Raw genomic sequence first — 25091 nt, forward strand, 5'->3', positions numbered from 1 at the left:
TCAATAGTATAGCAGGACTATGTTTATTTTGTTTTAATGATTATGATCAAAAAGAAATATATCAACTGTTTGTTTACAATGATAATTCTCATTTCATGTCAAAAAAATGAGAGGTTTTATGTTGAAAAGGTCCAAAAGTATCACGTTGGAGTAAGCAAACTAAGTATTGACGATTCGACCTCTTTGGATTTTATTAAAATATCATATTTGCATGTGGGAGATAAGGAATATTTATTTCACCAGAATGAATTCAAAAGAACCATTCAGGTATTTGATCTTAAAAGCGGATTTGTTGAAAATGAGATTCGTTATCCTGTTCAAGAACCATTTGGGCTGAAAGTGGTTCAAGGAATTACAGCTGTCAGCTTGGATTCAATTTTTGTTTTCTTGCCTTTATCAATACGAGGAACTCTCTTAATTAATGGGGAAGGCGAAATATTAGATAGGTTTATGCCAAATAAGGAAGAAGACTTGGAGAAGTCCTTAATAAATCATGTTTCCTTCGGGGCAATGCCAACTCTGCTTCATGAAGGTAAAATAAGATTTATAAAGCTTCCGCTTTTTGAATTGAGCAATCCAGCGAACATTAACGAAGAATTCCGGTTTGAAACTATTTACGATGTTGAAAATAATTTAATTACTGAAATTCCGGAATCTTCATTTCCTGAATTTTACCATAATAAAATTTGGGCTGGCCAAGATTTACAGGTTTCCAGAACCATTGATAATGCGGGAAGGATAATTTATTCTTGGAAATATCTTGACTCTTTAATAATAGTGGAAGGAAGAAATTTAAATAAAGTTTTTTCCAAAAGTGAATTTCTAAACAAGAAACCAACACCTTTTTCCATGATCCCAAGTTCAGATCAAAAGGCCCAACATATTATTGAAAACACAAAGTACTACGGCATATATTATGATAAATATCGTGACCTATACTATAGAACAGTTCAACTTCCGGGAATTTATGATAAGAATGGTATATTGAAAGAGATGGATTCAAGACGCGGTTTTTCTGTTATGGTGTTGGACAACAATTTCAACAAAATCGAGGAAGTCCGGTTTCCAGGTGGTATTTATAATATCTATAGGGCATTTGTGGGTAAACAAGGATTATACCTTCCTAAAAATAATGTCCTAAACCCTGATCTTGTTGAAAATTACCTAGATATAGATATTTTTGATTTTACAGCCGATGAATAAGCTTTTAATCTTATGTTTATTTGTTTTACTTGCATGTGAGAGGCCAATTATCACTTTAAAAAACTATAGCGAACAAATAGGTTTTGATGAAAGTAAACCCACTATTTTATTAAGTTTGGAGAATTGTAGTTATTGTTTCGTAGAGTACCAAGAAGCGATAAAGAAAATTGATACAAGCAAATTTAATCTTGTCATCATTTCTTCACAAAGAAAAAAAGCTTCAATGCTGGCAGTGCCCGATAATAAAACAATATTTGTCGATCAAGATAAACTCGCAATGAAATTGAATTTGATAAAGTCTCTGCCCGTAATATTACTCCCTAGTGGGGAAACTATAGAGATTTTTTCCCCAGATCAATTACTGGTTAATCTAAAAAACAATGTTCCATAAGAATTTAATTCAATTCATTATCCTTGCTTTAACTTTTGGTGGTTGCAAAAATAACAGTGATGTACCAAGAGAAATTTATTCAAATTTCAAATTGGATTTAACCTCAAATGCATTTGTGTCTGATATTGAAATAAGCGAAAATAAGGTATTTTTTTTTACGAACAAACACGAATTGTTAACTTATAACTATAGCGGAAATTTTTTACTTGATACGGTCATTTCTCCCCCAAAACTTTTTCCAAATGGTTCGGTTGAGGCTTATAATAATAATTATTTAGGATCAATTTTCTATTTTAATAATGCTATTTATTCTTTAGGTAATAACCCCAGTGATCTTTACCGTTTTGATTTGGAGTCAAGGGGGATTTCACAAAAAAGAATTGAAATAGCAGGAGGTGGCCTTTATGATATTTTGAGCACAGATTCAAAAAGAATGCTTGTAAGTTTTTGGATTCCTAGTCAAACTAAAGTCCAGTTTTTTAATTTAAATTTCCCCAACTTAAGGCCTACAAAAGTAGCAGAACTCTCACCTACTTCAAATAAAAACACTTTTGCTTCTTTTTATTACAAGGAAAAGATTTATCTGTTGGAGGCATTGGGAAAAGGTATATGGGAAATAAACCGTCAGGGGAAGGTTAGATTTCATGAAAGCTATTTTTTAGACTCTGTCCTTTTCAAAGGAAAGTTGAAGGGAGTTAAAGATTTAAATGAATTTAGTGGTTTAAAGCCTTGGGAACGGAATCAATATTTTCCTGATGAAATTCTATCAGTTATAAAGTTAAGAGAAGATTGCGCTTATTTTTTAGTGAAAAAGTTAAATAGGACTATGCCGGATTCAAGCGATTATAATATAGTTCTATATAGATTGTCTGCAGATAATTTTTCCCAGAAAAATCTAGATAGATTCCTTTATGCTAAACTTGATACCAAAACTCAATCTTTTTTTGGTGTAACAAATGAAAACAGGTTTTTTGCTACTTCAAACCTGGATAGTTTGATCAATAGCAAATAATAATTCACATTTAAATATTTAGGTTTGAGTAAATTGACTAAGAAAGGAATTTAGGAAATCTTTATGAGTAAACGGAAAAGAAGAATAAAAATGTGAGGAATGGGCAAATCAATGGATATGGTTGAGGTGAAAAATGGATATGAATTACAACTCATGTTCATTGTAAGGTTTTTATAAGGCACTCAAAATTTGTTTGTCGGTTTTTGAGTCTTGATTATTAATGTTCCAATGTTGGAGTAATGGAAAAAATTTTTAAATTCTTGGTTTAGAGAGCTTATTGTCTAGCAGATTTTATTTGAAACCACAAAAGTGACAAAAGAAAACAAAAGACTTCTATCAGTCAACTTTGGTATCCTTTTATAGTTTAAAAGAGAACTCTGATCTTTGCACGTTGAATCTGAAGAACCAAACCTTCAACTTTACGATTAACTGTAAATTGAGACCTTGGAGGGTGGGATGAATTTTCCCGTACGTACGGGAGGCCTGCGCAGGCCTTGAGCGTAGATAGAGCCTGTCCCTATTTTCTCGGGAATTCGAAATTCTTAATTTTTTGGCTACTTTTTCATCAAAGCCTGTCCCGAAAATCGGGAGAAAAAGTAGCTTCATGATCAACTTTTAATTAGCATTTAGCAGAAAGAATAGTTCAAAACGGTAATTGGCTACGTGCAATTAAGCGGATACTAATAATAGATTTTTTTACTGATCGTGAAAGTTGTCAGCCCATATTGATATTAATTGTTATCATTTAATTCTTTTTTTTGAAGATAGGATCTGGATGTCTCAGTGTCAAAGTAAAGAAAAATTCTAAGCTTTAATTCTAAAAAAAAAACCTGCCGGATTTTCAAAATCCGGCAGGTTAGGTCATTTAAATTATTCAGCTTACTAAATCCTTTCGATCTGTGCACCAAGTGCATTCAAGCGTTCGTCAATATGCTGGTATCCCCTGTCAATCTGCTCGATATTGTCTATGACTGAAGTGCCTTCAGCCGACATGGCAGCAATCAATAGTGAAACACCTGCCCTGATATCAGGAGAAGTCATTCTGATGCCTCTCAATGGATATTTTCTGTCCAATCCGATGACAGTTGCCCTATGTGGGTCACAAAGAATGATCTGGGCACCCATATCTATCAACTTATCCACGAAGAAAAGCCTGCTTTCAAACATTTTTTGATGGACTAAAACAGTTCCTTTTGCCTGAGTAGCGGTCACCAATACAATACTCAAAAGATCCGGAGTAAACCCTGGCCATATCGCGTCGGCGATAGTCAGAATGGAGCCGTCTATGAAAGTTTCGATTTCATAATGTTTCTGCGCAGGAATAAAAATGTCATCGCCTCTAAACTCCATTTTGATCCCCATTCTTTTGAAGGTCTCAGGAATAATACCCAATCTGTGGATCTGGGCATTCTTAATGGTGATTTCGGATTGGGTCATGGCTGCCATACCTATGAAGGAGCCGATTTCAATCATGTCAGGTAAAAGAGTGTGTTCGGTGCCATTCAGCTTTTTCACTCCTTCTATGTGAAGAAGGTTGGACCCTACACCGGTGATTTTAGCCCCCATCCTGTTCAGCATATCACATAGCTGCTGCAGGTAAGGTTCGCATGCTGCATTGTAAATGGTGGTTTTTCCTTCGGCCATTACAGCGGCCATCAGGATATTGGCGGTTCCTGTGACAGAAGCTTCATCCAAAAGCATGTAAGCCCCTTTCAGGTTTTTGCCATCTATGTGGTAAATCTCTTTTTTCTTGTCATAGTGGAATTCAGCACCCAGCTTTTGAAAACCTGTAAAGTGCGTGTCCATTCTTCTACGGCCTATTTTATCCCCACCGGGCTTGGATAGCCTCCCGGTGCCAAATCGGGCCAACAATGGTCCCAAAATCATCACCGAACCTCTGAGTGATGAGGCTTTTGTCAAAAAGTCTTTGGTCTCCAAGTAATCAAGATTGATCGAATCAGCCTGAAAGGAATAGGACTCAGGTCCTAATTGTTCGACTTTTACGCCCATCTCCCCTAAAAGTTCTATCAGCTTGTTTACATCGCGGATGTTGGGGATTTTGTGTATGGTTACTTTTTGTGCAGTCAATAATACTGCACAAAGTATCTGCAAGGCTTCGTTTTTTGCTCCCTGTGGGGTGATTTCCCCTTTGAGCTTCAAGCCTCCTTTTACTCTGAATGATGCCATTTATCTACGTTTTTTGGAATGTCCGCCGTTTCTTCTTCTGTCGTTGTTTCCGTATTTTCTCCTGTTGTTGTTGGAAGAAGACTCAGGCTCGGAAGGTAATTTAAAATCTCTTCTGGTATTGGTTTCAAAAAGTCCCATTTCTTTTACCTTTTCTAGGTCTATGTGGAGTTTGCCTTTCGAAAGTGTCTTGATGTCATCCAAAATGATCTGATCGTCAAAGTTGTCTCTGTTCCAGGTGGAGTGAAAACTCCTCATCAACTGACCTATATAAATGATCGCTGCTTCCTGTTCCTCGTCATCTTCGATTTCTATGGCTTTTTCTATCAGCTTTTCGATATTTCTGCCGTAGTGTTTGAATCTTACCTCACCTTTTGGATAGCCTACAATCTTTGGTTTTCTGAAAAGCACATCTTCTGCAGGCTTAGGATATGGTCCGTCCACGTCCAATTTAAATCCCGACATAATGTGAAGGTCATCCCATATTTTCTGATCATTTTCAGCCTTCATGTGAGGGTTGAGCTGCTTGACCAGTTCCACTAAAGTGTACACACTCTGGGTGCGCTTTTCTTTGTCCTCTATTCCGGCGATATGGATGGCCAGTCTTTGGATATTTTTCCCGTATTCTTTCAAAGTCACGGAATGCTTGTTGCTTTCTGTATTTTCCATGGATGTTCTTTGTCTATAGGCCCAACGAAATTTAAAAATAAAAATGTATGAGGGCCTTATTCTTCTATAATCCGAAGCTTCGCAAAGCTAAGTAATAATGTCTTTTCTCCAAAATTATCAAATACTATGCTGGCTTTTCTATTGATACCTTCTACTTCGATTTTATTTACCTTGCCAAATCCAAACTTGGGATGCTCTACTTTCATGCCGGCAGTCAGGTTGTTGGTGTTGGATGGCTTGAAGTCCGGACTGGGCGTGTGGACCTTTGCAGTGGTGGCAGGCCTGATACTTGGTTTTTTTAACCCTACAAATCCCGTCCTTCCTTCGCTGGATTCATTTCTCAGTGCACCGGAAAGTGCAGTACTAGCCCTTTTATTGACCTTGATGCAGGCTGGGTCTACTTCTTCCAAAAAGCGGCTCGGTTCGCAGTTGAGCAATCTTCCAAACCTATAGCGTGTCAATGCATAAGTCATATAGAGTTTTTCCATAGCTCTTGTGGTCGCCACATAGAAAAGTCTTCTTTCCTCTTCCAGGTCTTCCCTACTTTGCATCATCATTTGTGAGGGAAAAAGATCCTCTTCCATTCCTACAACAAACACCTGCTTAAATTCCAGCCCTTTGGAAGAGTGTATGGTCATCAAAGTGACTGCGTCGGTTGTGTCTTTGTCCCTGTCATTGTCGGTGAGCAGGGCTATTTCCTGCAAAAATGAACCTAGACTTTTATCTTCATTTTCAGGATTGTCCACATACTCCTTAATGGCATTGAGCAATTCCTGAACGTTTTCGTAGCGGTTGAGTCCTTCAATGGTTTTGTCTTCATAAAGCTCCCGCAATAATCCCGATTGCTTGGCAATGGAGCTTGCTGCTTCATAAGCATCTTTGCGCTCGACTTCTATGCCGAAGCTTTTGATCATGACTGTAAACTCCTCTACCGCATTGGCTGCCCGGCCCGGTAAAAAGCTCGAAGCATTGTTCATTACCTCCCACAAGGGGATGTCATGCTCATAAGCTGCTACCAGCATTTTTTCGACGGTAGTATCTCCTATTCCTCTCTTGGGATAGTTGATGATTCTTTTAAATGCCTCCTCGTCATCCTTGTTGACGACAAAGCGCATATAGGCCATCAGGTCTTTGATTTCTTTTCTTTGGTAAAATGAAAGTCCTCCTACGATCTTGTAGGTGATGTTCATTTTTCTAAGGGCTTCTTCTATGGACCTGGACTGGGAGTTGGTTCGGTACAAAACAGCGAAATCACTGTTGTTGAGTTTTTTATTGTTTTTTTCTTCAAAAATTGTCGTGGCCACCATGCGTCCCTCTTCATTGTCCGAGCTGGCTTTGATAAGCTCGATCAGATCACCATGTTGGTTTTGGGTCCAGACATCTTTTTTGAGCTGTGCTTTGTTTTTGGCGATGATGCTGTTTGCAGCCTGTACGATATTTTTGGTAGAGCGGTAATTTTGCTCCAGCTTAACTACGAACAGGTCAGGGTAATCTTTTTCAAAATTGAGGATATTCTGTATGTCAGCACCTCTGAAGGCATATATACTCTGTGCATCATCTCCCACCACACAGATGTTTTGGTGAACGGCCGCCAGTTTTTTGGTGATCAGGTATTGGGACAGGTTGGTGTCCTGAAACTCATCTACCATCACATAGCGAAAACGTTGCTGGTATTTGTTCAAGACATCAAGATGGTCCCTGAAAAGCACATTGGTATTGAAAAGCAGGTCGTCAAAATCCATTGCCCCGGACTTGAAAAGTCTTTTTTGGTAATTGCGGTAAATTTCTCCCATCTTGGGCTTCATGGCAGTCTCATCGTCCGCTTTGATGAAGGGGTCGTTCAGGTATTTTTCCCAGCTTATCAACCTGTTTTTTGCACCTGATATCCTGGCCAAAACCGTATTTGCTTTGTAGACTTTATCGTCCAGGCGCATTTCTTTGACGATAGTTCTGATCAGAGACTTGCTATCATCAGTATCGTAGATCGAAAAATTGGAGGGATAGCCAAGCTTATCGGCTTCCACGCGCAAAATTTTCGCAAAGATAGAGTGGAAAGTTCCCATCCAGGTATTTCTGGCTTCTAGTCCTATCAGCTGCTCTATCCTATGCTTCATCTCAGCAGCTGCCTTATTGGTGAAGGTCAGGGATAAAATCTGAAAGGGGTCTACACCTTTGGCGTGTATTAGGTGGGCAATTCTATAGGTCAGTACCCGGGTTTTACCGGATCCTGCACCTGCGATGATCATTACCGGTCCATCTGTATGTTCTACTGCTTCTCTTTGGGGGGGATTCAATCCTTTTAGGTACTCCATGCGCTTAATTTACCAACAAAGTTCAAATTTAGGGAATTTGGGATGGATAGGGGAGTTTGGGAAGATAAAATCTTATGTATATCTGCAATTAGACCAGTAACCAATTTAATGTGGGTCTTGAATCAACCTGATCCCGAATCTTCAGGATTGGATATTAATAGATATTGACTTTAAATCAAAGGTTATTTCTATTATGAAGATTCTACTGGTATGAAAGCGGACAATCATGTAAAATATAAACTGAGATGCAGAAACCTGCAGCAGTAAAGACTATGATCTCGAATTCATTAAGTATTCCGTTTAGGGTTCATGGCACAGCCTGTTGAGAGGTGGATGGCTTATTTCGAAACCAATAAAAAGTGGGAATTCGAAACTAAATTGTATAAGTCTATTTGCCGCATTTGAATCCCGTATCCCCAAATTTATCGAAACGGGATAAGTTTTTAATGCCACCCTTTTCTTCGGTCCTCCATACTGCTCAGATTTCTACTCCCCTCTTTTCCACTTCCAGCGATTGTGACTCCAAAGGTAGATTTCGGGTTCTTTTCGGATATTGTCTTCCAGAAGTGCTATAAAGCGGTCAGTGATGCCGTGTTCCGGTTTCCTTTCATAAGGTGGCTGGTCCATCAGTGCATAGTTGAAGACGTAGTGTCCCCTCTTTGGCTTGCTGACTGAGGAATAGATTACCGGATGGGAAAAGCGTTTGGCCAGCTTTTCCGCTCCCTCAAAGAAAGCAGTATCACGGTTCATAAAAGGAGTCCAATATCGGATATCCCTGTTTCCTGGCCTCTGATCAGCAGCGAGTACTATTAATCTGGGTTGATTTCTTTTTCTCAAAAAATCACGTTGGAAGGCCTCTTTTTCAACCATGGTCACACCAAACCTAGTCCGGATTTTCATCATCAGCTTTTCGAAAAAAGGGTTGCTGACTTTGGCATACACCACGTCACACCTTTTTTCAATATTGGCTGTCATCTGGAGCAGATGCCACTCCCAATTGAAAAAATGTCCCTGTAAGCCAATGATCACCTGATTTTTTTCAATGGATTCTGTCACGAGGTGGTGGTTGATGATTTTTACTCGTTTATCCAACTCTTCGGGAGTGATAGAATAAGATTTAATGATTTCGGCAAAAGAATCGGTGAGGTTTCTAAAAAACTTGCGTGCAATACTTCTGACTTCCTTTTCGGATTTATCCGGAAAAGCATGTCTGAGGTTATTGAGGATTATTTTTTTCCTGTAGCCAATTAGGTAATACCCAATTAAAAACAGAAAATCTGTCATGAGGTAAAGCGCCCAAAGTGGAAGAAAAGAAATGGCTTTGAAAACAAACATGCAGGCTTATCGCTATATTATTAGGGAGTCAGGTACAAAAGGCCAAATTAAGCCAAAAGCCTTGACTTTATTCAAAAAAATTAGTGATAAATTCACCCTTTCATTACTTTTGGAACTTATGTCAGAGGTGCAAAGAAAAAAATATTCCGACCGGGAAAAGAATGATATTTTCGACAACGAATTTATGCCGCACATAGATTCTATGTACAACTTTGGCTACAGGTTGACATTTGATGAAGATGATGCCAAGGATCTGGTACAGGATACCTATCTTAAAGCTTATCGTTTTATCAATTCTTTTGAGCAGGGAACAAATGCGAAAGCATGGCTGTTTCGTATCCTTAAAAATTCCTTCATAAACGATTACCGAAAGAAAAGTAAGCAGCCTGCCAAAGTTGATTATCAGGAGGTTGAAACTTATTATAACTCAGATGATGTTGACTATGGTATCACCACTGACCTTAGGGTAGATGCGGTGAAAGACATGCTTGGAGATGAGATTTCCAATGCGCTCAACAGCCTTGCGGTGGATTTTAGGACGGTGATAATTCTATGTGACCTGGAAGGGTTTACTTATGAGGAAATGGCAAAGATCCTGGACATTCCGATAGGAACGGTGAGGTCCAGACTTCACAGGGCGAGGAACTTATTGAAAGAAAAGCTGCGTTCTTATGCGCAGAACATGGGATACAAGACAGACGAAGAAGAGTAAAATCCAGGAGGGTTTTAGAAGGTCTTTAGATATGAATAAAATTATAAAATCAGTTAAGTAAATGGATAAGAAGTCAGCAGCGTCCGGAGATAGGAAATTGACGTGTGAGGATGTCAGCAAGTGCTTCCAGCTTTTGGAAAGTATTTTGGATGGCGAGAATATCCCCAATTCCAAAGAGGTCATCGATGAAAAACTTGCCAAATGCGCACCTTGTTTTCAGCATTATCATCTGGAGCAGGCCATCAGGGAGGTATTGAAGACCAAATGCACCAAGCAAAGCACCCCCGCCGAACTTGTTGCCAACATTAGAGAAAAAATACAGGAATTAAAATAAGCTCATGTCCTCAGGTAAAGCGATTATTTTTTCAGCCCCATCAGGCTCGGGAAAAACTACCATTGTCAAGCATCTAATCAAGCAATTCCCAAATTTAGGTTTTTCTATTTCGGCTTCTACCAGAGACAAAAGGGGCAGGACAGAAGAGAACGGCAAGGATTATTACTTTTTGTCACCGGAAGAATTCAAGCAGAAAATAGATACTAACGCATTTATAGAGTGGGAGGAAGTCTATGAAGGTAACTTCTACGGTACACTCAAAGAAGAAATTCAAAGGCTCTGGGATGAAGGCAAGCATGTGATATTCGATGTGGATGTTAAAGGCGGTGTCAACCTGAAAAATTATTTCGGTGACAAGGCGCTCGCCATCTATGTAAAAGTACCATCTTTGGAGGTGCTCAAAGAAAGACTGAAAGACCGGGGAACAGAAAGTGAGGAAAGCCTTTCCCGTAGGCTTTATAAAGCTAAGTTTGAAGCGACATTTGAAGATAAGTTTGATGTGACCATCCTTAATGATGACATGCAAAAGTCTTTTGAGACTGCCGAAAAACTAGTGGGCGAATTCCTATCCAAATAAAACCGACAATTGCTTTGAAAATAGGCTTATTTTTTGGATCTTTTAATCCTATTCATGTAGGCCATTTGATAATAGCCAACGTGATGCAGGATCAGACGGACTTAGATGAGGTCTGGTTTGTGGTAAGTCCACAAAATCCTTTTAAAAAACAAAAAACATTACTTCATGAATTTGATCGGCACAAGATGGTAGAGCTCGCCATTGCCGATCATTTTTATTTTAAGGTAACCGATGTGGAATTTCACATGCCTCGGCCCAGCTATACGGTAGACACTTTGGCCTATTTGGCAGACAAGCATCCCCAGCACGAGTTTAAATTGATCGTGGGAGGAGATAACCTCAGTCATTTTCATAAGTGGAAAAATCATGAAGTCATACTTGATAATTACGGATTATATGTCTACCCCAGACCGGGCAGCAATCCGGACTTTGAGCACCCTAATGTCCGCTTTGTAGAAGCTCCTTTGATGGATATTTCAGCCACTTTTATCAGAAAAACCATACGTAAGGGTAAATCCGTGAAATATTTAATCCCTACAGCGGTAGAGGAGTATATCAGGGACAAAAAGCTTTTTACTTAAGTTTTATGTGGACTTCTTATTTTGATCATTTTACAAGCCCGCCAAAAACTAAAGTAGTATCGGAGTATTCACCTTTATTTTGCTAGATTATTTAGATTTCGATTATTAATAAATAAAAATAATTTTGGTAATCAGAAGGCAAGGAGTTTCGAAATTCTTCGTTTAAGCTATCGAATTGTTCGTGAATTGTTTCTCCGGAAACCCCAAAAACTATCTGATTTTGATCTGCAAAACTTTTATTCCTGACTTTTAAACCTGTGTTCATGTCATCCAAAAAAAAGGAAATCATTTGTGCCTTGGAAGAATTTAGATCTATAACCAAGGGGTAATAATGCAATGCATGAAGAACGGTGGCTATCAGTTGGTTTTCCTTTCCAAAGTACAAACCTTCATGCAGTGAGTAGGTATCACTATTTGATAGCTTTTCATAGAATTGATATCCATTTTCTACATTGGTAAAAAAATCTTCAGGTATTTTCCTTTTTCCAAAATTCACCTTTGAAAAAGGTTTGAAAGTAAAATCTTCAGTAGCCAAGTAAAGTGTATCGTTGAATGGAAAGGAAGTTAAAGTTTTCCCCTTTTGAATAGCAAATGGGGAATAAGCCTTGAAATAAGGGTTGAAAGTTTTTGGGGCTATAGGAATGGAATTAATTATGGTTCCGTTAGAATCCAAACAGAAAACCTGAAAAGGTATTTCAGGAGACAGATTATTATTATACATTAAATATTTCTCACCTATCTTTTGGATGAACCCTGTTCTATTCGGTAGTTTTTTTAAGAAAAATGGGCTTAGATTGTAGTCAAAAGTATATATTGACTCTCCGTTTATCGCGACAAAAAGCGAATCCTTTTCCGTATAAAAATTAGTTATTCCATCAAGAGGGATAATTTGATCTCCATAAAACCCTGTTTTGTAAAGAAGATTTCCATTGGGGTCAAATTGGATAAGGTTACCAGAATGGTTTTGATCAAAAAGATAAATATTTGATTGGGTCACTAAAATATCCGTTGGAGTATGGATGGGTTGCGAAGTTTTTAACCTTATAATTTTTGAACTATTCCCAATTTTTGAAAGGTTCATTTCTTGGAAGCTTTCAGAAACATTTATTTCTGGAATTCTATTTTGTGGATTATTGCATGAGAAAAATAAAGAATAGGATATTAAATAGGTTAAAATTTTCTTCATCATGATTTTATCGGGTTTGGATGTTTTTTCCATTGACCAATTTAAATTTGATGAAAGCTAGAATTGTGTAACCTTGAAATAGTGAAGATTAGGTATTCAGCTTTTTTTAAAATTTTAAGCTCTTTTTTTAAGAGGAAGATGCGAAAATTTAACACTTTAATAAAAAATGCTTGTTTTAATTACAAAGTGGAAGAATAATTTCAGATAGGAGGCTGTTCATTTACTGTTAGTTTTTTACAACCATTTTAATTGTGCAGCTAATCGACTAGATATGCTTTTTCTTACCTTCAGCAATCTCATAAAGCAATTCTCTAGATCTATGAAGCTGTGCCTTGACGGTGCCAAGTGGTTTTTCGAGCTCTTGGGCAATCTCTTCATAAGACAGTTCCTGGAAATACCTAAGTTCCACCAGTCTCCTGTACTTGTCAGGTAGTTTGTCTACAAATATCCTTACCATTTCAATCCTTTGGGACTTGATAAACTCATCTTGGGGATTGTTGTCATCATCCTCCACATCAATATTGACCGAATTGCCACCATCATCACTGAGGGTGGTGTTGAGGCTCATGGTTTTGAGTTTCTTTTTTCTGATAAAATCAATGGTGTTGTTGGTGGCTATTCTGAATAGCCAGGTACTGAAAGTATAATCTTTTTTGAATCTGTGAAGGTTTTTGAAAGCCTTCGCAAAGGCTTCCATGGTAAGGTCTTCGGCATCGTCAGCATCCCGGATCATTTTGAGGATCATAAAATACACCGCCTTTTTGTAGCGCTTCATCAAGGTGGCATAGGCTTGCTGATCCTTTTCGATCACAGCTTTGTCGATAAGGTCAAAATCCTCTAATGCTTTGCTTGAAAATCCTCTTTGATTTATTTCCATCTGACTTTTTTTGATTGGTATCCGAAAGCTCCCACGATCCAAAAGTAAACAAGGTACATGAGGTCGTAGATTCCCGTCCACAACATGGTTGGCTTTCCTTCAAGTTTTTTCCTGGCGGAGGTAAAGACCGAGGTGAGCAAAATGGTACGGACAATAATTATACCTAATATTATCGCAAAATGTTCCCAAATTTGCTCTAATCCCAAAATTATAAGTAAAGAAATACCTGCCGACCAAAACAGGAGGTGAGAAAAGGAGTAAAATCCGATTTTCTGTTTGTCTCCTGATTTGTAGTATTTTCCGGCGTGAAAATGCCTTTTTTTCTGTCTGAAATAGGAACTCCAGGTAGTTTTAGGATTGGAGATGGTGATGCTCTCAGGGTCTACCACCACGGCTGTATTTTTTCCATTGGCATACTGATTGACAAAAAGATCATCGTCTCCGCAGTCTATATGCCACAGGCCACGAAATGCTTTCTGTTCCATAAAGAAGCTTTTCCTGTAGCTGAGATTACGTCCCACTCCCATAAAAGGGGACTTCCATAGCGCAAATGAAATGTATTGCAATCCTGTCCACAGGGTTTCGAACTGTATCCAATTGTTGAGTACGCCCTTCCCTGTACTGTACTGGGAAAACCCCAGGGCAAATGTTTTGTTATCTTCCCTTACCGGTGCTGTCATTCTTGTGATCCACTGTTTGGATTGAGGCAGGCAATCTGCATCCGTCAAAAGCAGGACGTCGTTTTTGGCTACTTTGATACCAAGGGTAAGTGCATATTTTTTGGCAGTGACATGATTGGGGGTGTATTTGATGGTAACAGTCCTGAGTTTTGGGTATCGGGACATCATTTCCTCCAAAAGACTTTTTGTCCCATCATTGGATCTGTCATTGATGATCATCACATCAAAGTTGGGATAATCCTGCTCGCAGATGGCAGGGATAAGTTTTCTTAGGTTTTCCTTTTCGTTGTGGGCAGCGACTATGACTGTGACACCTTCAGAGTTTTTAGGATTTGAGGAAATTTTATTTCGGTAAAAAAATGAAATTCTTCCAAAAATGATCAATATATAAAACAGTTGTACGCCGAGCGCAAGTAAAAAGACAATCCACAAAATATCTAATAACATCCCCATGACTTTAACAGACAAATATAAACGCAATTTGAGCATTCATTTAAGAATAAGCTTATATTTTTGTCCTTGAAATAAGGAAAAAAATACCAACTTCCTAGCATTAATGGAGTTGTGATGTAAGATATTCATGAAATTTAAATTAGAAGCCACAGACCCTAAAAGCAAAGCCAGAGCGGGTATTATCAAAACAGATCATGGGGATATTGTCACCCCTATTTTTATGCCTGTAGGGACAGCCGGCTCTGTTAAGGCCGTGCACCAAAGGGAGTTGACCTATGATGTCAAAGCCCAGATTATCCTTGGCAATACCTATCACCTTTACCTGAGGCCAGGTTTGGATATTTTGGAGAAAGCAGGCGGCCTGCACAAGTTTAATGGTTGGTCCAAGCCTATTCTTACTGATTCAGGTGGTTATCAGGTTTTTTCTTTGGCTGAAAACAGGAAGATTACAGAAGAAGGTGCCGTTTTCAAATCGCACATTGATGGATCCAAGCACCTTTTCAGCCCGGAGCGGGTGATGGATATACAGCGTGTGATAGGGGCTGATATTATCATGGCATTCGATGAGTGTCCACCCTATCCTTGTACTTATGAATATGCCAGAAAATCCATGGAAATGACCCATAGATGGTTGAAGAGATGTATAGAGCGATTTGACAATACTGAGGGGAAATATGGTTACACCCAGGCATTGTTCCCAATTGTGCAGGGCAGTGTATTTAAAGATTTGCGAAAGCAGTCCGCTGAATTTGTGGCTTCCTGTGAGCGTGAAGGAAATGCAATCGGAGGACTTTCAGTAGGTGAGCCTGTTGAAGACATGTATGAAATGACGGATATGGTCACCGACATACTTCCGTCTGACAAGCCCAGGTACCTGATGGGGGTGGGGACCCCGGCCAATATTCTGGAAGGGATAGCGCTGGGAGTGGACATGTTTGATTGTGTCATGCCTACCAGAAATGCCAGAAATGGAATGCTCTTTACTTCTGAAGGAATTATCAACATCCGAAATGAAAAATGGAAGGATGATTTCAGCGCGATTGATCCGCACATCAACAGTTATGTAAGTTCTTTTTATTCAAAAGCTTATTTAAGACATTTGGTGATTGCTAAGGAGATCCTTGCAGCACAGATTGCCAGTATTCATAACCTTAGTTTTTATCTTTGGCTGGTGACGCAGGCAAGAGAACATATCATTGCAGGGGATTTTGCCGTTTGGAAGAATCAGATGGTAGAAAAAGTAAGCAGAAGATTATAAATGAAAATTCTCGATAAATTGATCATTAAGGATTTCCTCAAGACCTACTTCTTTGTGGTCTTGATGCTCATCCTTATTGTCTTGGTACTGGATTTTACCGAGAAGAATGACAAGTTTATCAGAAATCAGGTGCCGGCTACTGATATACTGATTTATTTGGGTAACTATGGCCTATACCTGAATAATCTACTTACCCCTATCACAGTTTTTATTTCTGTGATTTTCATTACTTCCAAAATGGCCGGAAGGACAGAAATCATAGCCATACTGAGCAGTGGGACGAGTTTTGTGCGTATGCTGGTTCCTTTTTTTATAGGAGCTACTATGATCGGATTGGCAGCTTTTCTCTTGAACGGCTGGGTACTTCCCGGAGCCACAGCAGGTGTGACCGAATTCAAGTCAAGGTGGCTGGATGAGGAGAAATTTTATACCGAAACCAACATCCATGTTAAGATTGCCCCTGATGTTTACGCATATATATCCAGGTATTATACTTCGGGAAATACTGGATATAGCTTTACCATGGAGCAAATCCGTGATGGACGATTGATAGCCAAGCTGTCTGCTGACCGTATCGTATGGGATACCGCCATCAATTCATGGCAGATCAGAAACTGGAGACTCAGGGAGCTTCATGATTGGGGAGAGCATTATTCCGTAGGAGAGACTTTGGATACCTTATTGTCCATAACTCCGGATGATTTTGATTTGCCTTCCAATCACCATGAGACACTCAAGCTGCCAGACCTTAACAGGCAGATAGAGATTTTGGAAGCCAGAGGAGCAGATAATGTCAATTATTACAAAATTGAAAAATATGTGCGCTATATGTCGCCATTTGCGGCAGTGATATTGACCTTCATAGGAGTGATTGTTGCTTCCCGAAAAACCCGTGGAGGATCGGGGTTTCAGATTGCTTTGGGATTTTTACTGGCATTCATCTATATCATCATGTTTTTACTTTCACGTACTTTTGCTGAAGCTGGTACGGCTTATCCGATCCTGTCTCTCTGGACGCCCAATATCGTTTTTGCCATTACCGGGCTGGTGCTTTACAAAACCGTCCCACGCTGATGTCTGTCGAGTCTACCGTCAAGGATTACCTGATGCTCCATTTTATTGTTTTGATATGGGGCTTCACTGCTATCTTGGGTCTACTGATCAGTATTCCTTCAATGGAGGTAGTGTTTTACAGGACCTTGATCGCTTCTGTGCTGCTGGGATTTTTGTTTTTTGTCAAAAAGAAATCTATCAGACTTTCCCGCAATGAGCTTTTGAAGATTGTGGGCACAGGATTTATCATATCATTGCATTGGATTTTGTTTTTTTGGGCTGCACGGGTATCTACAGCTTCTGTTTGTCTCGCTGGTATGGCCACTACCTCTCTTTGGACGGCATTTGTGGAGCCTTTCGCCAACAAAAGCAAGGTCAAGCCTTTTGAAATTTTTCTGGGCTTGATGGTGATTTCAGGGCTTTATGTGATTTTTAGGTTTGAGCTCAATTATTGGTTGGGGCTTTTGATGGCAGTAGGTTCGGCATTTCTGAGTGCGGTCTTTACAGTGATCAATGGCAGACTGACCAAGCGTCACAGTCCTTACGTACTCACCTTGTACGAAATGATGGGGGCCTGTTTGTTTACTGTCATTCTTATGGGTTTGTATGTGCTAGTCTTTCCCCAAGCTGTATTGGACTTGGCTCCCGTAGGTATGGATTGGTTCTGGCTTTTTCTGTTGGGAGGCATTTGTACAGTTTATGCCTTTTCGGTGTCGGTTGAGCTGATGAGGAGGATTACGGCTTTTGCAGTGAACCTTACCATCAACCTGGAGCCGGTATATGGGATTATTTTGGCGGTATTGATTTTTGGAGAAAAAGAGCAGATGTCAGGAGGATTTTATTTGGGTACGCTGATCATTTTGGTATCGGTATTGATCTATCCGGTGTACAACTATTATCAAAAAAGGAAGGCTAGGGGGAATAATCTTTTGAGGGCTTGAGGATTTTTTAGAGATTATTCTTACCGAGAATGGGTAGTGATTTTTCTTTACGCATGATTTAATGAAATAGCTTTCATGATCTGAAACATGACTTTACAGGAATGTAATCCTTTAAAGTTATAACTTTACGGGAATGTAATCCTCTAAAGTTATGACTTTACGGGAATATGTTTTAAATTTATGCTTGAATTAGGTTTCAGAAAAATTAGTAGTATGAAGTTTGAACGGTCCATTCAAGAGTTAATTCAGAAAAAGTTTTTCTTAGGGAAAGCGATTGTATTATTGGGACCGCGGCAGGCGGGGAAAACGACCTTGATTGAAACCATCCTGAAAGGTAGGGAGGAGAAGTTTTTATACTTGGATGGTGATGATTCTACCGTTAGGGAAATTCTTGAGCAAGCTAATACGGAGACTTTGCGCGCCATCATTGCGGACAATAAAATAGTGTATATAGATGAAGCCCAACGCATCAGCGCAATTGGGTTACAGTCAAAGATCATCGTGGATCAGTTCAAGCATATTCAATTAGTCCTGAGCGGATCATCAGCGTTTGAACTCAATGAAAAAATCCAAGAACCCCTTACCGGAAGAAAGTGGACTTTTCATCTGTGGCCCATTGCTTGGCAGGAATATGAGAAAGAAGTGGGCTATCTGAAAGCGGAACAAAGTCTAGAAAACAGGCTGGTGTATGGGTTTTATCCAAATGTTATTACTGATGCTACTCATGAAGAGGAAGTGCTTTTGGAATTAACTGAAAGCTATTTATATAAAGATGTGTTGATTTACGGAAACTTAAAAAAGCCCAAATTGGTACGAAACATCCTAGAGGCTTTGGCTTACCAAGTGGGAAATGAAGTGAAATATAAGGAACTGGGAGAAACCGTTGGTGCAGATCCAAAAACTGTCGCCTCATACATTGATGTCTTGGAGAAAGCATTTGTGGTTTTTAGTCTGTCCTCTTACAGTAACAATCTCCGTACCGAAATTAAGACAGCCAAAAAGATATATTTCTATGATAACGGTGTCAGGAATGCTGTGATCAGGGATTTTACCCCAATGGCGGCAAGACAGGATGTAGGTGCTTTATGGGAAAATTTTTTGATCAGTGAGCGCTTAAAAGCTAATACCTATACTAAAAGCCTGGTGAGAATCTTTTTTTGGAGAACCAAGCAACAACAGGAGATTGATTATGTGGAAGAGTTAGCAGGAAAACTTCATGCCTATGAATTTAAATGGAATCCTAAGCGAAAAGTGAATTTCCCAAAGACATTTACAGAGACTTATCAAAGTCAAAATCAAATAGTGAATAGAGGGAATTTCAGGGATTTTGTAAAAGTTGGTGTTTTTTAGCACTTCCTAATAGCTGTTTTGGCACTAATCGTGATCTTGAAAGAAGATATTTTTCAAGTAATTTTTTCGGATGTCTCTGGATATATAAAAATCGGTATCGATACTAATAACCTCCCCAATTTAAACGTATTATAAAAATTAGTCCAAATTAACCAAATCATTCAAGGTCTCCAGTGCCTGCTTAACTTCCTTTTCAGAGATATCTCCAATCTTTTCTACCAATCGCTCCTTGGATATAGAGCGGATATGGAAAACCATCATTTCGGAAGTTGCTTTTAGGTTGTTTGTGGTGTTGGGCTGTAGGATTGGGTTGCCTTGGTAACGTTTGATTTTTGTAGTTAATGGCACGGTAATTACTACATTCAGGTATTTGTTCAGCATATTGCCACTGATGATGACTACAGGTCTAAATCCAGCTTGCTCAGAACCTCCTACAGGATTCAAATCTGCAAACCAAATCTCACCTTGCCTCATCTTCTAGTTGTTTGAAGTACGCATACATACCTTCTTCTGCCAAAGTCAGGATATCCTCATCATCGGCCGCGGTTTTGTAGGATTTTACATACTCTGCTCTTTTCAGATGATCCAGATAGAGACTCAGAGCTCTTTCTATCAGTTTGTTTTTAGGCAAACCCATGGTTTTTGCATGCTCAGCCAGTCTTTGCACGAGCTCATCGGGGAGTGAAGTAGTGATAGTGGTCATAATTTATATATTTTTTGTAAAAAAAAAACATACATATAAATTACACAAAGCGCTCAAAAACAATATATTCTGAAGGCCATTTGATGAGTTCTGGCTTCTCTGAAAACAAACCGAACACCGTCGAGCCCGAACCAGACATAGCAGCATAATAGGCACCCATTTCATATAGCTTGGCTTTGATTTGAGGGAGAGATGGATGGTTGGGGAAGATGCTTTTTTCAAAGTCATTCACCAGCTGTTCTTTCCAAGTGCTTTTGTCTTTCAGGACTTCCTGAAGAATTACTGCAGGCGCTTGGGGTTTGACACCGGCATAGGCCTCTTTGGTCCCGATATGAATGGGAGGCTTTACCAAAACAAGGTAATCACCCTTTAAATTGACATCAGTCGGGGCCAGGATTTCACCTCTCCCTGTAGCTATTTTAGGCATGTTTTCTATAAACAGAGCACAGTCGCTTCCAAGTTGGACAGCATATTCTTCAAGCATCCAATCATCTAGATAAAGGTCAAAAAGATTGTTCATTAAAGTCAGTGCAAAAGCAGCATCGGCAGATCCGCCCCCAAGACCAGCTCCCATGGGTATGTTTTTGTGTAGGTGTATATGTAATGGTGGAATATCATTAAAATCTTTCTTCAGCAATTGGTAGGCTTTGGTGATCAGGTTGTCCTTTGAGTCTCCCGGAATGGGCAGACCCGTTGTATCAAAAATCATTTTTTTGGAGGGGATCATTTCAAGTGCATCAAAAAGAGGAATGGGTATCATACAGGTTTCCAGTTCGTGGAAACCGTCATTTCTTTTTGCTGTAATGTGAAGTCCAAGGTTGATTTTGGCATTTGGGAAATTGATCATAATTAAAAGCGACTTGTGGAAAGGGTGTAAATATGTGAAATATTTGATAAAATATTGATTGTGGTATAAGTAGAAAATAGGGGGTTCGGTTAAAGATTAATTTTATAATAAATTTTTCTGTTGAAAAAAAATTAAAGAACTAGCCAATATTTTGAAAAAAATAAAATTCGATACTTTATTTTGAAAAGGCTTAAAATTTTGTCATTTGACTAAACATGATTCTGATATTTTTTTTTAAAAGAAATAAAAATCTGTTAAAAATAACTTAAGCTTGTTTTTTAAACATCTTTTGAATCAAAAAAAGAAATTAAATATTGTTTCTGAAAAAATTGAAGTTTAATATTGTAGAGTCAAAAACAAAAAAGAACCAAAACCACATGTTAGAACTAGTCACTCCTCTCAGCTTTATTATTCTCATTTATAATAAATGACGGGGCGCTAGACTGTTATAACAAACAACCATACAATCTAAAGTGCCTCATCCAAATGAGGCATTTTTTTTTGTAACTCTTAAACCGACCTAAAGTAGCCATGAGTTTGAAGAAGTATAGCTGGGAAATCAGCCAAAATGAAGAACATCCCGCAGGAAAAGCCATGTTGTATGCCACTGGGATGACTGATAAACAGATGAACCAACCCTTTGTTGGGGTAGCTTCATGTGGATATGAAAGCAACCCCTGCAATATGCACTTAAATGACTTTGCCGGTCTGATCAGAGAAGCCTCAAGGGCTGATGGTCTGACCGGTTTGGTTTTTAATACCATGGGCATTTCTGATGGCATCAGTATGGGTACACTTGGGATGCGGTATTCTTTGGTTTCAAGAGAGATTATTGCCGATTCCATAGAGTCTTTTATTCTGGGGCATTCTTTCGATGCCTGTATAGCCGTAGCCGGTTGTGATAAAAATATGCCTGGTGCTGTGATGGGAATGCTCCGAATAAACAGGCCTTCCATCATGGTGTATGGTGGGACCATTCGGTCTGGAAACTATAAGGGAGAGAAGCTTAATATTGTCTCGGCCTTTGAAGCTTATGGTAAAAGGGTAAAAGGAGAAATCAATGACCAAGATTATCAGGGGGTAATCGAAAATGCCTGTCCCGGAGCAGGTGCTTGTGGTGGAATGTACACAGCGAATACCATGTCTTCAGCTATTGAAGCTATGGGGATGTCACTTCCCTACAGCTCATCGACCCCGGCTACAGCAGAAGAAAAACTAAAGGAATGCAAAGATGTATCAAAGTATATCAAGATCCTTCTGGAAAAAGACATCAAGCCTAAGGATATTGTTACCAAAAAGAGCCTCGAAAATGCTGTGAGGGTAGCAGTGGCATTGGGAGGAAGTACCAATGCGGTACTTCATATATTGGCGATAGCCAAGACTGCCGGAGTAGATTTTACACTTGAAGACTTTAAAAGGGTCAATCATGAAACTCCTTTGTTGGGAGATTTCAAGCCTTCAGGCAAATTCCTTATGGAAGATCTCTTCGAGCAAGGGGGCTTGCCGGCCTTTATGAAATATTTGCTTGACAATGGCATGCTTCACGGAGATTGTATGACAGTCACCGGGCAGACTGTTGCCGAAAATCTTGCCACAGTAGAAGCAGTGACTCCTTCTGTAGTCAATGTGATACATCCATTAGAAAAGCCATTAAAGGAAACAGGTCACTTGTGTGTTTTGAAAGGGAACCTAGCTCCTGAGGGAGCTGTGGCAAAAATTTCAGGCAAAGAAGGTAAATCTTTCACAGGTCCTGCCAGGGTTTTTGATTCAGAACTGGAGGCCAACGAAGCTATCAAAAAGAAGCTGGTGCAAAAAGGAGAGGTGATAGTGATCCGGTACATAGGTCCAAAGGGAGGGCCGGGAATGCCTGAAATGCTCAAGCCAACTTCCATGATCATAGGTGCAGGATTAGGTTCTGATGTAGCCCTGATTACTGACGGTAGATTTTCTGGAGGTACACATGGGTTTGTAGTAGGGCATGTGACGCCTGAGGCATACAGTGGTGGTCCTATTGGGTTGTTGAAAGACGGTGACATGATCACCATAGATGCAGACAGTCTTGAACTCAGCTGTGGGCTTTCTGACGAAGAACTGGCTGAGAGGAAGAAAACCTGGCAAAACAAGGACATTTCTGAGCTACAAGGTACGCTAAAAAAATACAATAAACTTGTGTCATCAGCTTCTGAAGGCTGTGTGACGGATAAATAATCGAATCAACATTATGGTAAGAGGAGCAGATATAGTTGTCAAATCCCTGATCGCCGAAAATGCCGAATATATTTTCGGATATCCGGGAGGTGCCATCATGCCGGTGTATGATGCTTTGTACGATTACAGTGCCCAGATCAAGCATGTGCTTACACGTCATGAGCAGGGAGCCATCCATGCAGCTCAGGGATATGCACGGGTTTCAGGAAAAGTCGGTGTAGTACTGGCCACTTCTGGACCTGGAGCCACTAATCTTATTACAGGACTTGCAGATGCACAAATAGACAGTACTCCTCTGGTCTGCATAACAGGACAGGTAGCAGCCCATTTGCTTGGTTCGGATGCTTTTCAGGAGACGGATGTAGTGGGATTGTCCATGCCTGGTACCAAATGGAATATACAGGTAAGGAGTGTGGAAGATATTGCTCCAGCCATAGCCAAAGCTTTTCACATTGCCATGACCGGAAGACCGGGGCCAGTTTTGGTCGATATCACTAAAAATGCCCAGGTTGAATTCGGGGAGTTTAATTATATCCCCTGTACGGGAATTAGGTCTTACCGACCATTTCAGCCGATCAACACACAGTCAATCCAAGCAGCGGCCGAGCTGATCAATAAAGCAGAAAGGCCTTATTTGCTATTTGGTCAGGGAGTGGTGTTGGCCCATGCAGAAAAGGAATTGCAGGAATTTGTAGATAAAACCGGAATTCCGGCTGCCTGTACCTTGCTTGGTTCTGGAGCTTTGCCCGAGACACATCCCAACTATGTGGGAAAACTTGGTATGCACGGCAATTACGCCCCCAACCTGTTGACCAATAAATGTGATGTCCTTATTGCTGTAGGGATGAGGTTTGACGATAGGGTGACAGGAGATTTGAAAAGGTATGCCAAACAGGCTAAGGTCATCCATTTGGAACTTGACCCATCAGAAATTGACAAGAACGTAAAGTGTGCAGTTCCAGTGTTGGGAGATTGCAAAAAGAGTCTTGCTATGCTGACTCAGGCCGTAGATCAAAAGTCACATTTATCATGGCTTGAAAAATTCAGAGAGCTTGAAGCCCAGGAAAAAGAAGCAGTAGTCGCCAACGATCTTCATGCCACGCATGGTGGCCTTCACATGGGCGAAGTCATCCGCTTGATCAATCAATTTAAAGAAAAGGATGCTATTCTGGTTACGGATGTAGGTCAGCATCAGATGATTGCCTGGAGGTATTTTGATTTCAAAACTACTAGAACCCAAGTCACTTCCGGCGGATTGGGTACTATGGGATTTGCCTTACCAGCTGCTCTTGGAGCACAATTGCACGATTATAAAAAGCAGGTAATCTGCGTAGTAGGGGATGGAGGAATACAGATGACTATCCAGGAATTGGGGACTATCATGCAGACCAAGGCACCTGTGAAAATTGTATTGCTCAACAACAATTATCTCGGTATGGTAAGACAATGGCAACAGCTTTTCTTCGACAAGAGGTATTCCTTTACTGAGCTGGACAACCCTGATTTTATCAAAATAGCAGAAGCTTACAACTTCAAAGCCCGGAAAGTTACCGAAAGAGAAGATTTGGAAGCTGCGGTAGCAGAAATGCTGGTGCAGGATGGACCTTATTTCCTTGAAGTAGTAGTGGAAAAAGAAGACAACGTGTTTCCGATGATAGCCACTGGCTGTTCAGTAGAAGAAGTAAGGTTAAGCTAATTGCAAAAAAGCACATGAACAGATACACCATCTTAGTTTATACAGAAAATTTCATTGGTATCCTCAATAGGATCACCATCATATTTACCCGCAGGGGTATCAATATCAATGCACTTACCGCCTCAGAAAGCCGCTTGGATGGAATTCATAAAATCACCATTGAAGTAACGGTCACGCCTGAGCAAATAGAGCATCTGGTCAAGCAAATTGAGAAAGTGGTAGATGTGATCAAGGCCTACTATTTTACTGATAACGAGGTAGTATATCAGGAAATAGCGCTGTACAAAATACCTATTGAAAGCCTGGATCCTAGTGTGGAAAAGGTAATCAGGCAGTTCAATGCCCATATAATAGCAGCAGAAAAGGAATTTGTAGTACTGGAATTTACCGGACATAAAGAGGATACACAGGCTTTGCTAGAAATCCTCAAGCCGTTCAACCTGCTGGAGTTTTCGAGGTCTGGTAGGGTGGCAATCGCCAAGCCGAAATTTTCGGTCCAAGAGTATTTAAATAATCAAACCTAATTAAC

Annotated in this window: 24 protein-coding genes; 14 read left to right on the plus strand and 10 right to left on the minus strand. The window is 39.8% G+C overall.

Annotated features, from left to right (window positions below; all coding sequences use genetic code 11):
• Positions 1–78 precede the first annotated feature (78 nt).
• From EGN73_RS19945 to EGN73_RS19955, 3 genes are read left to right on the plus strand one after another with little or no spacing between them, the layout of a single operon-like run.
• Positions 79–1203 carry a DUF4221 family protein gene (locus tag EGN73_RS19945; protein WP_219293632.1) on the plus strand — a complete coding sequence of 375 codons (1125 nt, stop codon included), beginning with the start codon at positions 79–81 and terminating at the stop codon, positions 1201–1203.
• Positions 1196–1594 (plus strand): hypothetical protein, encoded by a 399-nt coding sequence (locus EGN73_RS19950; protein ID WP_219293634.1) that lies wholly within the window; start codon positions 1196–1198, stop codon positions 1592–1594. Before EGN73_RS19945 ends, EGN73_RS19950 begins: the two co-directional genes overlap by 8 nt.
• Positions 1584–2606 carry a hypothetical protein gene (locus EGN73_RS19955; RefSeq protein ID WP_219293636.1) on the plus strand — a complete coding sequence of 341 codons (1023 nt, stop codon included), beginning with the start codon at positions 1584–1586 and terminating at the stop codon, positions 2604–2606. The genes EGN73_RS19950 and EGN73_RS19955 overlap by 11 nt, the downstream gene beginning before the upstream one ends.
• Before the next feature lie 882 nt (positions 2607–3488).
• On the opposite strand, the gene murA is transcribed toward EGN73_RS19955, so the two are convergent.
• The 4 genes from murA to EGN73_RS19975 all read right to left on the minus strand — a co-directional run bounded on the left by murA (position 3489) and on the right by EGN73_RS19975 (position 9106).
• Positions 3489–4793: a UDP-N-acetylglucosamine 1-carboxyvinyltransferase gene (murA, locus tag EGN73_RS19960; RefSeq protein ID WP_219293638.1), complete on the minus strand. Its 1305-nt coding sequence runs from the start codon at positions 4791–4793 to the stop codon at positions 3489–3491.
• Positions 4794–5459, minus strand: coding sequence for a DUF4290 domain-containing protein (locus tag EGN73_RS19965; protein ID WP_219293640.1), 666 nt, complete (start codon positions 5457–5459; stop codon positions 4794–4796). It abuts the gene before it with no gap.
• Between the two features lie 56 nt (positions 5460–5515).
• Positions 5516–7771 carry an ATP-dependent helicase gene (locus tag EGN73_RS19970; RefSeq protein WP_219293642.1) on the minus strand — a complete coding sequence of 752 codons (2256 nt, stop codon included), beginning with the start codon at positions 7769–7771 and terminating at the stop codon, positions 5516–5518.
• Between the two features lie 486 nt (positions 7772–8257).
• Positions 8258–9106 carry a lysophospholipid acyltransferase family protein gene (locus tag EGN73_RS19975; RefSeq protein WP_219293644.1) on the minus strand — a complete coding sequence of 283 codons (849 nt, stop codon included), beginning with the start codon at positions 9104–9106 and terminating at the stop codon, positions 8258–8260.
• Between the two features lie 118 nt (positions 9107–9224).
• On the opposite strand from EGN73_RS19975, the gene EGN73_RS19980 reads away from it, so the two are divergent.
• The 4 genes from EGN73_RS19980 to nadD all read left to right on the plus strand — a co-directional run bounded on the left by EGN73_RS19980 (position 9225) and on the right by nadD (position 11310).
• Positions 9225–9818, plus strand: a complete 594-nt coding sequence (locus tag EGN73_RS19980) for a sigma-70 family RNA polymerase sigma factor (RefSeq protein WP_219293781.1) — start codon at positions 9225–9227, stop codon at positions 9816–9818.
• A 61-nt stretch (positions 9819–9879) separates the two neighbouring features.
• On the plus strand, positions 9880–10152 hold the full coding sequence (locus tag EGN73_RS19985) for an anti-sigma factor (protein WP_219293646.1): 273 nt from the start codon (positions 9880–9882) through the stop codon (positions 10150–10152).
• 4 nt (positions 10153–10156) lie between these two features.
• On the plus strand, positions 10157–10729 hold the full coding sequence (gmk, locus tag EGN73_RS19990; RefSeq protein ID WP_219293648.1) for a guanylate kinase: 573 nt from the start codon (positions 10157–10159) through the stop codon (positions 10727–10729).
• A 14-nt stretch (positions 10730–10743) separates the two neighbouring features.
• Positions 10744–11310, plus strand: coding sequence for a nicotinate (nicotinamide) nucleotide adenylyltransferase (nadD, locus tag EGN73_RS19995; RefSeq protein ID WP_219293650.1), 567 nt, complete (start codon positions 10744–10746; stop codon positions 11308–11310).
• Positions 11311–11401: 91 nt separating this feature from the next.
• On the opposite strand, the gene EGN73_RS20000 is transcribed toward nadD, so the two are convergent.
• The 3 genes from EGN73_RS20000 to EGN73_RS20010 all read right to left on the minus strand — a co-directional run bounded on the left by EGN73_RS20000 (position 11402) and on the right by EGN73_RS20010 (position 14500).
• Positions 11402–12391 carry a 6-bladed beta-propeller gene (locus EGN73_RS20000; protein ID WP_219293652.1) on the minus strand — a complete coding sequence of 330 codons (990 nt, stop codon included), beginning with the start codon at positions 12389–12391 and terminating at the stop codon, positions 11402–11404.
• 370 nt (positions 12392–12761) lie between these two features.
• Positions 12762–13373, minus strand: coding sequence for an RNA polymerase sigma factor (locus EGN73_RS20005; protein WP_219293654.1), 612 nt, complete (start codon positions 13371–13373; stop codon positions 12762–12764).
• A complete protein-coding gene (locus EGN73_RS20010; protein ID WP_219293656.1) occupies positions 13364–14500 on the minus strand; it encodes a glycosyltransferase in 1137 nt (378 codons plus the stop codon). The genes EGN73_RS20005 and EGN73_RS20010 overlap by 10 nt, the downstream gene beginning before the upstream one ends.
• Before the next feature lie 133 nt (positions 14501–14633).
• Here EGN73_RS20010 and tgt point away from each other — a divergent pair, with 133 nt between their 5' ends.
• From tgt to EGN73_RS20030, 4 genes are all read left to right on the plus strand, one after another.
• Positions 14634–15764: a tRNA guanosine(34) transglycosylase Tgt gene (gene tgt, locus EGN73_RS20015; protein WP_219293658.1), complete on the plus strand. Its 1131-nt coding sequence runs from the start codon at positions 14634–14636 to the stop codon at positions 15762–15764.
• Positions 15765–16838: an LptF/LptG family permease gene (locus tag EGN73_RS20020; protein ID WP_219293660.1), complete on the plus strand. Its 1074-nt coding sequence runs from the start codon at positions 15765–15767 to the stop codon at positions 16836–16838. It begins immediately after the preceding gene.
• Positions 16838–17758 carry a DMT family transporter gene (locus EGN73_RS20025; protein ID WP_219293662.1) on the plus strand — a complete coding sequence of 307 codons (921 nt, stop codon included), beginning with the start codon at positions 16838–16840 and terminating at the stop codon, positions 17756–17758. Before EGN73_RS20020 ends, EGN73_RS20025 begins: the two co-directional genes overlap by 1 nt.
• 213 nt (positions 17759–17971) lie before the next feature.
• Positions 17972–19108 carry an ATP-binding protein gene (locus EGN73_RS20030; RefSeq protein WP_219293664.1) on the plus strand — a complete coding sequence of 379 codons (1137 nt, stop codon included), beginning with the start codon at positions 17972–17974 and terminating at the stop codon, positions 19106–19108.
• A 138-nt stretch (positions 19109–19246) separates the two neighbouring features.
• Here EGN73_RS20030 and EGN73_RS20035 read toward each other — a convergent pair whose 3' ends face one another.
• The 3 genes from EGN73_RS20035 to ispE are packed head-to-tail and all read right to left on the minus strand — an operon-like array spanning position 19247 to position 20658.
• A complete protein-coding gene (locus tag EGN73_RS20035) occupies positions 19247–19582 on the minus strand; it encodes a type II toxin-antitoxin system PemK/MazF family toxin (RefSeq protein ID WP_219293666.1) in 336 nt (111 codons plus the stop codon).
• Positions 19569–19811 (minus strand): ribbon-helix-helix protein, CopG family, encoded by a 243-nt coding sequence (locus EGN73_RS20040; RefSeq protein ID WP_219293668.1) that lies wholly within the window; start codon positions 19809–19811, stop codon positions 19569–19571. The genes EGN73_RS20035 and EGN73_RS20040 overlap by 14 nt, the downstream gene beginning before the upstream one ends.
• Before the next feature lie 40 nt (positions 19812–19851).
• Entirely contained in the window at positions 19852–20658 is an 807-nt protein-coding gene (ispE, locus tag EGN73_RS20045; protein ID WP_219293670.1) for a 4-(cytidine 5'-diphospho)-2-C-methyl-D-erythritol kinase, read from the minus strand.
• A gap of 531 nt (positions 20659–21189) precedes the next feature.
• On the opposite strand from ispE, the gene ilvD reads away from it, so the two are divergent.
• From ilvD to ilvN, 3 genes are read left to right on the plus strand one after another with little or no spacing between them, the layout of a single operon-like run.
• Positions 21190–22866, plus strand: coding sequence for a dihydroxy-acid dehydratase (gene ilvD / locus EGN73_RS20050; RefSeq protein WP_219293672.1), 1677 nt, complete (start codon positions 21190–21192; stop codon positions 22864–22866).
• A 13-nt stretch (positions 22867–22879) separates the two neighbouring features.
• Positions 22880–24562 (plus strand): biosynthetic-type acetolactate synthase large subunit, encoded by a 1683-nt coding sequence (ilvB, locus tag EGN73_RS20055; protein WP_219293673.1) that lies wholly within the window; start codon positions 22880–22882, stop codon positions 24560–24562.
• A gap of 14 nt (positions 24563–24576) precedes the next feature.
• Positions 24577–25086, plus strand: coding sequence for an acetolactate synthase small subunit (gene ilvN, locus EGN73_RS20060; protein ID WP_219293674.1), 510 nt, complete (start codon positions 24577–24579; stop codon positions 25084–25086).
• Positions 25087–25091: the final 5 nt, after the last annotated feature.

This window comes from Arthrospiribacter ruber (assembly GCF_019343195.1).
In the GTDB taxonomy this organism is placed as follows: Bacteria; Bacteroidota; Bacteroidia; order Cytophagales; family Cyclobacteriaceae; genus Arthrospiribacter; species Arthrospiribacter ruber.